We start from the raw sequence: 11,714 nt of genomic DNA, 5'->3' as shown, positions 1-11,714 counted from the left end.
AATGCTGCAATCGCAGTGGTTTTCGGGACTTTCGGCCTTGTGGTATCGCTCATGTGTTCGGTATCATGGACTCATGATCACGCAGAACGTCGCCGAGCAGCTCACCGCAGCGGCCGGTGAGCTGCGTGGGTTCCCGACGACCACCGACGCGCTGCGGCTGCTGCAGGTCGTGCAGAACGCGATCGATGCGGCGAAGGTCGACCTGGTCGCCGAGATGGCCGAGCACGGCGACCACGAGGCCGAGGGCTGCTCGAGTGTGAAGAACTGGCTGCGCGATCAGCTGCACCTCGACGTCAAGGACGCCTCCCAGCTCAGCAGGTCGGCCCGGACGCTGGACGACATGCCCGAGCTCGCCGACCTCGCCACCGCCGGGGCCATCTCGCTGGACCACGTCGACGCGTTCACCTACGCGAGTCGTCACATCGACCCTGCGGTCGTGGAGGTCTCGATGGACTGGATGCTGGACCTCGCGGCGAAGGCCGAGCCCAAGAAGATGCGCCAGGCGGTCAAGAAGCTCCGCGACGCTGCCCACCCCGACGACCTCGACGAGGCCTGGATCAAGGGCATGGCCAAGCACGACATCAAGCTCTCCGCCGTCGGCGAGGGATTTCATGTCACCGGGTTCCTGTCGTTCGACACCGGCACCAAGCTCAAGACCGTCCTGCAGTCGCTCTCCGCACCCACCTGCGCCGAGGACGACCGCCCCGTCAACGAACGCCGCGTCACCGCCCTCGACCAGATGCTCAGCAGCATCCTCGAATCCGGACTTCCCCAGGACAAGGGCGTCCGACCCCACGTCTCACTGACGCTCGACCTCGCCGACCTCGCCCAGGACGCTGACACCACGACCGCCGACCTCGCCGGCTTCGGGACCATCGGACCGGCCCAGCTCCAGCAGATGCTCTGCGACAGCGCCCTCACCCCGATCCTGACCGCCGGCAAGCACTCCGTCCTCGACGTCGGCCGCACCGCACGCCTCGCCACCCCCGCCCAACGCAAGGCCGTCGTCACCCGCCAAGGCGGACGCTGCGGCGGACTCGGCTGCAACGGACCGATCGTGCACGTCCATCACGTCGAGTACTGGTCCCACGGCGGCACCACTGACCTCGCCAACCTCATCGGACTCTGTCCCAGATGCCACGCACTCGTCCACCAGGGCTACTTCAGCATCGACCCCGGCACCCACGAGATCGGCCGCACCCTGCGCACCCAACGCACCGGCAGACACATCCGCATCGCCCGAGCCGGCTGACGCGGTCCGATCGCCGGCACGAGCCGCCGACACTCAGTCGTCGAGGTCGTCCCAGGAGTCCCCGCCGTCGGGGCTGGTCCAGGCCTCGTCGTCGCCGAGCGCGACGAGGTCCTTCCCGGCGAAGGCCATCGCGAACACGTCCCCCGGGACGTCGAACCGTTCCAACCCCTCCGGCCCGCCGCGGAACCAGGTCTGCTCGTAGCCGATGAGCACCTGGTCGCCGACCGACCAACCGAGGTAGCCGTCGTCGACGCGCTCCGGCAGGTCGATCGAGCGGACCTGGCCGTCCTCGACGACGTGCAGCGTCCGGGCGGAGAACGCCATGTCCGTCGCGGTCGAGTCGACGATCGCCAGCGCGTCGCCGTGCGCCGAGGTCCCCGCGGGGCCGGTGCGCGGCTCGGGAACGTACTCCGTGCCCGACCACTCCTCGCCGTCGGTCGACCAGCGGACCGAGACCTTCAGCGGCTCGGACTCCACGAGCCAGATCCGCCCGTCCGCGATCTCGACGTCCGGGAGGATCTCCGGGTCGACCTTCGGCAAGGGCACCTCGTGCACCGTGCGCGTCGACGGACGGTAGAGGGTGACCACCTGGTCGTTGCCGACCAGGACGTCCCCGGGCTCCACGCCGTCGGCCGGCTCGTACCCCTCGAGGACGATCATGCCGTCGGCACCCGTGCCGTTGCGCGTGATCTCGCGCAGCGCACCGTCGGGCTCGACGGTCGTGACCTCGCCGGAGAGGGAGTGGAGCACCGCGTGGTCTCCGACGGCCGTCACCTCCAGGGCTGTGGGGACCAGCTTGGCCACCGGGTCGGCGCCGGGGCGCCGGACCTGCACCGCCGCCTTCTCCGCGTCGCCGCCCTCCTGGTCGTTGATCCCGTAGAGCCGCACCTCGGTGCCGTCGTCCATCTCGGCGATCCCGCTGGGGGCCTCGGCGACCTCGACGACGTCCTCGGCGGTCGCGTCGTCGTCGTACAGGACCTCGTAGTACCGCGTGTCCCGGAAGTCCCCGCTGAGCACCTCGATGCCGACGCCACGGCCGTGGAGCACCACGACGACGGCCGCCACGCCCAGGACCAGCGCGGCGAGGACGAACGGGACGGCGCGGGCTCTCATCGAGCCATGGTGCACCACGGCGCCCGGGAACACCGGAATCGTCCGTCGCGCGCGGCACACTGGCTCCCATGGCCGTCACGACCCGCCCCGCCACCGTCTTCGAGGACGTCCGCACCATGGTCGGCCCCAAGCGACCGGACGCGAACGTCTGCTGGTGCCTGAGCTACCGGCTCACCTCGTCCAAGGAGAACCGCGAGCTCGCTGCCGAGGCGCGGGGCGAGAAGGTGCGCGAGCTCATGGAGCAGGGGCCACCCGGTGTGCTGGCCTACGACGAGGAGGGCGAGGTCGTCGGGTGGGCCGCCGTGCATCCCCGCGCCGACACGTCGTTCGCGACCAACCGGAGGATCCCGCACGTCGACGACCTCGACGTCTGGTCGATCTGGTGCATCCGCGTCCGTCCCGGCCACCGCAAGCAGGGGATCTCCCACGCGCTGCTGTCCGGCGCGGTGGACCTCGCCCGCGAGCAGCGCGCCCCCGCGGTCGAGGGCTACCCCGTCGACAACCGCGGCGAGAAGGTCGACCTGACCATGGCCTACGTCGGGACGAAGGCGCTGTTCGAGGCCGCCGGATTCACGCAGGCCGCCGAGACCACGTCGACCCTCGCCGACTTCCCGAGAGTCCTCATGAGGCTCGACCTGCGCTGACCGGCGGAGCCGAGAACGGCGCTACTTGACCAGGCCCTCGGACTTCAGCCAGTCCCGCGCGACGATCGCCGGGTCCTCCCCCTCGACGTCGACCTTCGCGTTGAGCTCGAGCATGACCTCGTTCGTCAGCTTCGACAGCACAGGCGCGAAGATGTCCGCCACCTCCGGATGCTTCTCCAGGAAGGACGTCTTCGCCACGAAGCTCAGGTTGTAGAGGGGGAAGAACTCGCGGTCGTCCTCGAGCACCCTGAGGTCCAGACCCGGGATCCGGCCGTCCGTGGTGAACACCTCGCCGAAGTTGCAGGTCCCGTTGGCGGTCGCCGTGTAGATGACGCCGGTGTCGAGGTTGGTGACCTTGGCGAGGTCGGACTCCGTGAGGTCGTAGGCCTCGAGCATCGGGACGAAGCCGTCGTCGCGCTTGGCGAACTCGCTCTCGACGCAGAAGGTCAGCTCCTCCGGGGGCAGGTCGGCCAGCTGCGACAGCTTGGTGATGCCGAGCTCCTCGCCCTTCTTCTCGGCGATCGCGAAGGCGTACGTGTTGTTCATCGGCGCGTAGGGCAGCCAGGTCAGACCGTTCTTCAGGTCGGCGTCGTACACGGCCTTGTACTGCTGCTCCTCGCCCTTCACGGGCTTGTCGTTGCCGAGGTAGTTGATCCAGCCGGTGCCGGTGTACTCCGGCGAGATGTCGACGCGACCGTCGAGCAGCGCCTGCCGGACACCGAAGCTGCCCGGGGTGTTGCTGAGGTTGGTCACGTCGGCGCCCGCCACGCTGAGCACGGTCGACATCATGTTGCCGAGCACGAGCTGCTCGGTGAAGTCCTTCGCGGCGACGGTGACCGGCACGTCCTCGAGTGACTTCACCGGCTTGATGGTCCCCGGCTCGGCACCGAGCACGGCGCCGGAGGCCGACTGCAGGCCACAGCCGGCGAGGGCCAGGCAGAGCAGCCCGGCGACGGTGCCGACGATCTTCTTGCTGGGGTGCTGACGCATGTCAGCCCACTCCCTTCGGCGCAGCCGCGATCTCCACGAGACGAGCCAGCCAGTCGATGAACAGGGCGAGGGCGGCCACCAGGACCGCCCCGACGACCAGCGTCACGTTCTGCTGGAGCTTGATGCCCGTGGTGATGAGGTCGCCGAGTCCCCCGGCTCCCGTGAACGATGCGAGGGCGGCCGTGCCCACGATGAGCACCAGCGCCGTGCGGACGCCCGCGACGATCACGCGCAGCGCCAGCGGCAGCTCGACCCTCATGAGGGTGCCCAGGGCCGAGACGCCCATCCCCCGCGACGCCTCGACGAGACGCCGGTCGACGCCATCGATCCCCGTGACCGTGTTGGCCACGATCGGCAGGATGCCGTAGACCGTGAGGGCGGCGATCGCCCCGGTGCGGCCGACGTCGAAGATCACGGCACCGAGCGCGATGAGCCCGATCGCGGGCGCAGCCTGGCCGAACCCGGCGACGGTGATGATCGGCTTGGAGTAGCGCCGCATCGGCCCGCGCGTGAGCGCGATCCCGAGCGGGATGGCGATCAGGCAGGTGAGCGCGGTGGCGATCAAGCTGATCGTCAGGTGCTGCTGCGTGAGGTCGAGCAGGTTGCCGGCCGTCAGCGAGCGACGCTCGACGTCGGTGATCGAGGCGGTGTTCACGTACACCAGGCAGCCGGCGACCGCGGCGACCACGACGAGCGGCTGCCCGATCCACCGCGCGATCCCCGGTCGGTCGACCGTGACGGTCGGAGTGGCGGCCTCCCCGGCGACGGCCGGAGCGGCGGTGGCGGCGCTCACGGCTCCACCGGCCGCGCCTCGGCGGCGGCGCTGCTGATCTGCTGCATGGCCTGCATGATCGTCTCGACCCGGACGACGCCCTGGTAGGAGTTGCGCCGACCGGTCACGACCACCACGCCGTGCGACGACGTGAGCATCTCGTCGAGCGCGTCGTTGAGGGTCGAGGCCGTGCTGACGACCTCGAGGTCACGGTCGCGCGAGATGCCCGTGAGGGAGCCCGCCCGCTCGAGCTCCTTGACCGAGACCCAGCGCTGCGGACGCTGCTGGTCGTCGAGGACGATGACCCACTCACGGCCCTTCGCGCGGGCGTCCTGGATCGCGGCCGTGGCGTCGCCACCGACCTGGGCGACGGCGGCCTCGTGCAGCTCGACGTCGCGCACGCGGGTGAGCGTGAGCTGCTTGAGCGCGGCGCCGTGGCCGACGAAGCCCTCGACGAAGTCGCTGGCCGGTGCGGCCAGGATCGCCTCGGGCGTGTCGTACTGGACGATGCGCGAGCCGACGTCGAGGATCGCGATCCGGTCGCCGAGCTTGACCGCCTCGTCGAAGTCGTGGGTCACGAACACGATCGTCTTGCGCAGCTCCTCCTGCAGCCGCAGCAGCTCGTCCTGCAGGCGCTGACGCGTGATCGGGTCCACCGCGCCGAACGGCTCGTCCATCAGCAGGACGGGCGGGTCGGCGGCCAGGGCGCGCGCCACGCCGATGCGCTGCTGCTGGCCTCCGGAGAGCTCACGCGGGTAGCGGTCGCGGTACTGCGCGGGCTCGAGGTTGACCAGCTCGAGCAGCTCGTCGACCCGGGCCGCGATGCGGTCCTTCTTCCAGCCGAGCAGGCGCGGGACGATCGCGATGTTCTCGGCGACCGTGTAGTGCGGGAACAGTCCCGCGCCCTGGATCACGTAGCCGATGTGGCGGCGCAGGTCGTCGGCGTTGCGGTGCGTGACGTCCTCGTCGCCGATGAAGATCTTGCCGCTGGTCGGCTCGATCAGGCGGTTGATCATCTTCATGGTGGTCGTCTTGCCGCAGCCCGACGGGCCGACCAGCATGACGATCTCGCCGGCGGGGATCTCGATGGTCACGTCGTCGACGGCGGCGTCGGCCTGCCCGCCGTAGCGCTTGGTGACGTTCTCGAGCAGGATCCGCTGGCCGAAGGACCGCCCGGGCTCGGTGTCGGTCTCTGGCGTGGACGGCTGGGTGGTCTCAGACACGGATGCCCCTCGAGGTCGTGACGCGGGTGAGCAGGTTCAGGACGAGGTCGAGCAGGACGGCGAGCACGATGACGCCGAGGGTGCCCGCCAGGATGGAGTTGGTCGCGTTGGCGCCGCCGGTACGGGAGATGCCGGAGAAGATGTAGCCGCCGAGCCCCGGACCGAGCACGAAGGCGGCGATCGCGGCGATGCCCATGAGCATCTGCCCCGAGACGCGGACACCGGTCATGATCACCGGCCAGGCGAGCGGCAGCTCGAGCCGCACGAGCGTCGTCAGCCGTCCCATGCCCATCCCCCGCGCCGACTCCACGAGAGCCTGGTCGACGCCGGTGAGACCGACGATGACGTTGCGCAGGATGGGCAGGAAGCCGAAGAACACCAGGGCGATGACCGACGGGAAGACGCCGATGCCCACCACGCCGACCAGGAGGCCCAGCAGCGCGTAGGACGGCAGGGTCAGGCCGACCGAGGACAGGGCCTGCGCGATCGACGTCCCGAAGGAGGACCGGTAGGCCAGGACGCCCAGCACGATGGCGAGCAGCGTGGCGATCGCCAACGTCTGCACCACCAGGCTGAGGTGCTGGTAGGCCAGGAACGACAGCACGGACCACCGCTCCTGGACGAACTCGATGAAGCTCACGCGTCGCCTCTCGTCAGGACGAGGGCGGCCGCAAGGACCTCCGGACCCCGTCTCGGTTCCCACGACCGTAGCGACGTGGGACGCATGTGCAACTTAACGTGACATCGTCCGACCCACCGACGATCTCGAGGCGTGGGCGTGGCGGCGGGTGGTTCAGGCGGGGGTGGAGACCTCGAGGATGCGGCTCAGCAGGCCACCGACGAACTTCGGCGACTCGTCCGTCGACAGGTCGGCCGCGAGGTCGACGGCCTCGCTCACGGCCACGGGACCCGGCACGTCGTCGACGTGGAGGATCTCGTAGACCGCCACGCGCACGATGTTGCGGTCGACGCCGGGCATCCGGTCCAGCGTCCAGCCCCGCGCGTGCTCGGTGATCAGGGAGTCGATGCTCTCCTGGTGCGCGGCCACGCCCTCCACGAGCTGGACCGTGTAGGGGTTGACCGGCGGGTCGTTCGTCTCGAGCCGGGCGGCGAGGGTGCCACCGAGGGGGACGCCCCGCATCTCGGACTCGAAGAGGACGTCGAGCGCCCGCTTGCGGTACTTGGTCCTGGCGCCCATCAGGCCTTCACGCGACCGAGGTAGCCACCGTCGCGCGTGTCCACCTTGATCTTCTCGCCGGAGCCGACGAACAGCGGGACCTGGATCTCGCGGCCGGTCTCCAGGCGAGCGGGCTTGGTGCCGCCGCTGGAGCGGTCGCCCTGCAGGCCCGGGTCGGTGTGCTCGATGAGCAGCTCCACGGAGGCGGGGAGCTCGACGTAGAGCACCCGGCCCTCGTTCGTGGCGACCACGGCGTTCTGGTTCTCCAGCAGGAAGTCGGTGGCCGTGCCCATGGCCTCCGGGGGGATCTCGATCTGGTCGAAGGTCTGCACGTCCATGAACACGTAGCTCGAGCCGTCGTTGTACAGGTACTGCATGTCGCGCTTGTCGACGGTCGCGGTCTCGACCTTGGTACCGGCGTTGAACGTCTTGTCGACGACCTTGCCGGACTCGACGTTCTTCATCTTGGTGCGCACGAAGGCGGGACCCTTGCCGGGCTTGACGTGCTGGAACTCGACGATGGTCCAGAGCTGGCCGTCGATGTTCAGCACCATGCCGTTCTTCAGGTCGTTCGTGGTGGCCATCAGGCGATCTCCAGGAGCTCGGTGGTCAGGTCGGTCAGCACCTCGGGGGTTCCCGGGTCCGCCGACGTGACGAGGACGGTGTCTTCGATGCGCACTCCCCCGCGGCCCGGGACGTAGATGCCCGGCTCCATGGTCAAGGTGGTGCGACTGGCCAGTGTACCGGCGTGCGAGGCGGCGATGAACGGGTCCTCGTGGATCTCCAGGCCCACCCCGTGCCCGAGCCCGGTCGTGAAGTGCTCGAGCCAGCCTGCGTCGGCGAGCACGCCACGCGCGACGGTGTCGGACTCGGCCACCGGACGGCCCTCGCGCAGCACGTCCACACCGGCGGCCTGGGAGGCCCGCACGGCCGCGTGCACCTCCCGCTGCCAGGCGTCGGCGGTGCCGAGCACGACGGTTCGCGTGCAGTCGGCGTGGTAGCCCGAGACGCGGGCACCGAAGTCGGTCTTGAGCAGGTCGCCGGGCTGCAGCACCCGGTCGGTCGGGTGGTGGTGCGGGACCGCCGTGTTCGGGCCGGACGCCAGGATCGTCTCGAACGCGACGGCCTCGGCGCCGAGCTCGAGCATGCGCCACTCGAGGTCACGCGCCACGTCGCGCTCGGTCCGACCCACCAGCGGGCCGGCCCACAGCCCCTCGAGCGCTTCCGTGGAGATCCGGCACGCCTCCCGCAGGGCGGCGACCTCGGTGTCGTCCTTGATGGTGCGAGCGTCCTCCACGAGTCGGCCGGCGGGCACCAGCGTGACCGCCGGGGCCGCCTCGACCAGGAGGGCGTGGGCGTCGACGCTGAGCGCGTGCGTCTCGGCCGCCCACGACGTCTGCCCGGACGCGGTGATCCGCTCGGCGGCGACGCCCACGAGGTCGCGGGTGATGACGTGCTCGAGCCCCGGCACCTCCTGCGCGGCCTGGTCCCGGTAGCGACCGTCCGTGAGGAACACCCCGCTTCCGTCGGCATGCAGCACGAGCGCACCGTTGGAGCCGGTGAACCCCGTCAGGTACCGCACGTTGACGAGCGTCGTGACGACGAGGCCGTCGCGTCCTGCCTTCGAGAGCGCGGCTCCCACCCGACGTCGTCGCCGCGCGAGGTCGTCGGCGCCCGGCGTGGTGCCCAGGGGCGCCGTCATCGGCTCGTGAGCGCGGCGAACGAGTCGCGCAGCGTGGTCTCGTCGGGGCCGGCCAGGATGGTCGTGCGTCCCAGGTCCTCCAGCACGACGAAGCGCAGCTGGTCGCCCCGCGTCTTCTTGTCGAGGCGCATGGCCGCGAGCAACGGGGTGAAGGCCCCGGCCCAGGTGGTCGGCAGCGCGAGCGAGCCGAGCACGTCGCGGTGACGCTGCACGAGGTCGGCGTCGATGAGGTCGTGCCGCTGCGCCAGCTCGGCCACGAAGACCATGCCCACGCTGATGGCCTCGCCATGGCGCACGGAGTAGTTCTCCTCGCGCTCGATCGCGTGGCCGAGCGTGTGCCCGTAGTTGAGCGCCTCCCGGCCGATCGACGCCTCGTCCTCACGGGATCCACCGGTCTCCCGCAGGTCGCCGGCCACGGTCCGGGCCTTGACCCGGATGCCCTTGGCCACCAGCTCGGCGAGGATCGGCGACGTCGGGTCGAGCACCGTCGCGGCCCCCGCCCCCTCCACCAGCTCCAGGATCGACGGGTCGGCGATGAAGCCGCACTTGACGACCTCGGCCAGGCCGCTGCGCAGCTCGGCCGACGGCAGGTCCGTAAGCAGCTCGAGGTCGCACAGCACGCCGACCGGCTCGTGGAACGCACCCACCAGGTTCTTGCCCGAGGCGGTGTTGATGCCGGTCTTGCCACCCACGGCCGCGTCGACCATGCCGAGGACGGTGGTCGGCAGGTTGATGAACCGCACGCCGCGCAACCAGCTGGCCGCCACGAACCCGGCGAGGTCCGTGGTGGCTCCCCCGCCGAACCCGACGACCACGTCGGACCGCGTGAACCCCGTCGTGCCGAGGACGCCCCAGCAGTACTGCAGCACCTCGGCGGTCTTCGCGGCCTCGCCGTCGGGGAGCTCGACGAGGTGCACGTCGACCGTGTCGGTCGCCTGCTCGCTGATCAGCTGGGCGCGCAGCCGGGCTGCACGCTCCCGCAGGACCGCCGGGTGCAGGATCGCCACCCGCCTCACGTCGTCGCCGACGAGCGAGGCCAGGCGGGCCGACGCGCCCGCGCCCACGACGACGTCGTAGGGGGCTGCGGTCTCGACCCTGATGCGGGTGGTCACGGGTGGATCTCCTCCTGGAGGAAGCGTCGGACGAGGTCGGCCACGTCGGTGGGGTCGAGGTCGTCGGTGACGACCGTGTGGACCGCGAGGCCCTGGTACAGGGGGCGCCGGGCGTCGAGCAGCGCCTTCAGCGTGGCGCGCACGTTGCCCAGCAGGAGCGGGCGGTTCGTCCCGAGCCCCACCCGCTGGGCCGCGGCGGTCAGCCCGACGTCGAGGAAGACGACGCGCTCGCCGCGCAGCATCTCCTGCGTCCGGGGGTGCATCACCGCACCACCGCCGAGCGCCAGCACACCGTCGTGCTCCTCCAGAGCCAAGGCGACCGCCTCTGCCTCGAGCTCGCGGAAGTGCGCCTCGCCTCGCTGGACGAACAGGTCCTGCACGCTGGTCCCGACCGTGGTCTCCACGTCGGCGTCGGTGTCACGCACCGTGGTGCCGAGCGCCTCGGCCAGCAGCTGGGCCACCGTGGTCTTGCCGGCGCCGGGTGCGCCGATCAGGACGACGACCGGACTCAACGGAACCTCAGGTGGTCGCGGTAGGCCTCGACGTTGCGTCGGACCTCCTCGACCGAGTCGCCCCCGAACTTCTCGGTGATCGCGTCGGCGACCACGAGCGCGACCATGGCCTCGGCCACGATGCCGGCGGCCGGGACGGCGCACACGTCGGAACGCTGGTGGTGGGCACGCGTCTCCTCGCCGGTGGCCACGTCGACGGTCCGCAGGGCCCGCGGCACGGTGGCGATCGGCTTCATGGCGGCACGCACGCGCAGCAGCTCGCCCGTGGTCATGCCGCCCTCGGTCCCGCCGGAGCGGCCGGAGACGCGGCGGATGCCGTCGTCTGTCGGGACGATCTCGTCGTGGGCCAGCGATCCGCGGGTACGGGCCAGCTCGAACCCGTCGCCCACCTCCACGCCCTTGATGGCCTGGATGCCCATGAGGGCGCCGGCGAGCCGGGAGTCGAGGCGCCGGTCCCAGTGCGTGTACGAGCCGAGGCCGGGCGGCAGGCCCTCCACGACCACCTCGACGACGCCGCCGAGGGTGTCACCGTCCTTGTGGGCCACGTCGATCTCGGCCACCATCGCCTCGCTGGTGGCCGCGTCGAAGCAGCGCACCGGGTCGGCGTCGAGCGCCTCGACGTCCGAGGCGCTCGGCACGAGGCCCGCGGGCGCCGTGACGGTGCCCAGCTCGACGACGTGCGACAGGATCGTGGCGCCGGTGGTCTGCTCGACGAACTTCGCCGCCACCTCGCCGAGCGCGACGCGGGCGGCGGTCTCGCGGGCGCTGGCCCGCTCGAGCACGGGACGGGCCTCGTCGAAGCCGTACTTCTGCATGCCGGCGAGGTCGGCGTGGCCGGGTCGCGGCCGGGTCAGCGGAGCGCCCCGCTTGAGCCCGTCGAGCACCTCGGGGTCGACCGGGTCGGCCGACATGACCTGCTCCCACTTCGGCCACTCGCTGTTGCCGATGCGCAGGGCCACGGGGCTGCCCATGCTGACGCCGTGCCGCAGGCCGCCGATGACCTCGAGCTCGTCGGCCTCGAAGCTCATGCGCGCGCCCCGCCCGTAGCCCAGGCGGCGCCGGGCGAGCGCGTCCTGCACGTCCTTGCTGGTCACGTGCACGCCGGCTGGGAGTCCCTCGAGGATCGCGACGAGCGCGGGTCCGTGGGACTCTCCGGCAGTCAGCCATCGAAGCATGGGGGTCATTCTGTCAGGAGCTGTCGGGCCGGCAGGGAGGGC

The 11,714-nt window shown here is 70.9% G+C and carries 13 protein-coding genes; 2 read left to right on the top strand and 11 right to left on the bottom strand.

Features of this window, described 5'->3' with window-relative positions; translation table 11 throughout:
- Nucleotides 1–73 precede the first annotated feature (73 nt).
- Complete coding sequence (locus ASF37_RS14505) at nt 74–1,252, top strand: HNH endonuclease (protein ID WP_056581332.1); 1,179 nt, start codon at nt 74–76, stop codon at nt 1,250–1,252.
- 33 nt (nt 1,253–1,285) lie between these two features.
- On the opposite strand, the gene ASF37_RS14500 is transcribed toward ASF37_RS14505, so the two are convergent.
- Nucleotides 1,286–2,365 (bottom strand): hypothetical protein, encoded by a 1,080-nt coding sequence (locus ASF37_RS14500; RefSeq protein WP_156366976.1) that lies wholly within the window; start codon nt 2,363–2,365, stop codon nt 1,286–1,288.
- Between the two features lie 68 nt (nt 2,366–2,433).
- On the opposite strand from ASF37_RS14500, the gene ASF37_RS14495 reads away from it, so the two are divergent.
- Nucleotides 2,434–3,009, top strand: coding sequence for a GNAT family N-acetyltransferase (locus tag ASF37_RS14495; RefSeq protein ID WP_056581328.1), 576 nt, complete (start codon nt 2,434–2,436; stop codon nt 3,007–3,009).
- A gap of 21 nt (nt 3,010–3,030) precedes the next feature.
- On the opposite strand, the gene ASF37_RS14490 is transcribed toward ASF37_RS14495, so the two are convergent.
- The 10 genes from ASF37_RS14490 to aroC all read right to left on the bottom strand — a co-directional run bounded on the left by ASF37_RS14490 (nt 3,031) and on the right by aroC (nt 11,672).
- Nucleotides 3,031–3,999, bottom strand: a complete 969-nt coding sequence (locus ASF37_RS14490; protein WP_055970425.1) for a glycine betaine ABC transporter substrate-binding protein — start codon at nt 3,997–3,999, stop codon at nt 3,031–3,033.
- A gap of 1 nt (nt 4,000) precedes the next feature.
- On the bottom strand, nt 4,001–4,792 hold the full coding sequence (locus ASF37_RS14485) for an ABC transporter permease (protein ID WP_056555014.1): 792 nt from the start codon (nt 4,790–4,792) through the stop codon (nt 4,001–4,003).
- A complete protein-coding gene (locus ASF37_RS14480; protein WP_082481952.1) occupies nt 4,789–5,994 on the bottom strand; it encodes an ABC transporter ATP-binding protein in 1,206 nt (401 codons plus the stop codon). The genes ASF37_RS14485 and ASF37_RS14480 overlap by 4 nt, the downstream gene beginning before the upstream one ends.
- Complete coding sequence (locus tag ASF37_RS14475; protein WP_055970427.1) at nt 5,987–6,634, bottom strand: ABC transporter permease; 648 nt, start codon at nt 6,632–6,634, stop codon at nt 5,987–5,989. The genes ASF37_RS14480 and ASF37_RS14475 overlap by 8 nt, the downstream gene beginning before the upstream one ends.
- A gap of 153 nt (nt 6,635–6,787) precedes the next feature.
- The gene (nusB, locus tag ASF37_RS14470) at nt 6,788–7,192 is read right to left on the bottom strand and encodes a transcription antitermination factor NusB (RefSeq protein WP_055970429.1); all 405 of its coding nucleotides are present in this window, start codon (nt 7,190–7,192) and stop codon (nt 6,788–6,790) included.
- Complete coding sequence (efp, locus tag ASF37_RS14465; protein WP_055970431.1) at nt 7,192–7,755, bottom strand: elongation factor P; 564 nt, start codon at nt 7,753–7,755, stop codon at nt 7,192–7,194. Before efp ends, nusB begins: the two co-directional genes overlap by 1 nt.
- Entirely contained in the window at nt 7,755–8,873 is a 1,119-nt protein-coding gene (locus ASF37_RS14460; RefSeq protein ID WP_056581325.1) for a Xaa-Pro peptidase family protein, read from the bottom strand. Before ASF37_RS14460 ends, efp begins: the two co-directional genes overlap by 1 nt.
- Nucleotides 8,870–9,985 carry a 3-dehydroquinate synthase gene (gene aroB, locus ASF37_RS14455; RefSeq protein ID WP_056555024.1) on the bottom strand — a complete coding sequence of 372 codons (1,116 nt, stop codon included), beginning with the start codon at nt 9,983–9,985 and terminating at the stop codon, nt 8,870–8,872. The genes ASF37_RS14460 and aroB overlap by 4 nt, the downstream gene beginning before the upstream one ends.
- On the bottom strand, nt 9,982–10,497 hold the full coding sequence (locus ASF37_RS14450; protein ID WP_056581323.1) for a shikimate kinase: 516 nt from the start codon (nt 10,495–10,497) through the stop codon (nt 9,982–9,984). The genes aroB and ASF37_RS14450 overlap by 4 nt, the downstream gene beginning before the upstream one ends.
- Entirely contained in the window at nt 10,494–11,672 is a 1,179-nt protein-coding gene (aroC, locus tag ASF37_RS14445) for a chorismate synthase (protein WP_055970439.1), read from the bottom strand. The genes ASF37_RS14450 and aroC overlap by 4 nt, the downstream gene beginning before the upstream one ends.
- Nucleotides 11,673–11,714 lie beyond the last annotated feature (42 nt).

The sequence above is a fragment of the Aeromicrobium sp. Leaf289 genome, from assembly GCF_001423335.1.
In the GTDB taxonomy this organism is placed as follows: Bacteria; Actinomycetota; Actinomycetes; order Propionibacteriales; family Nocardioidaceae; genus Aeromicrobium.
This window is presented reverse-complemented; position numbering and strand designations above follow the sequence as displayed.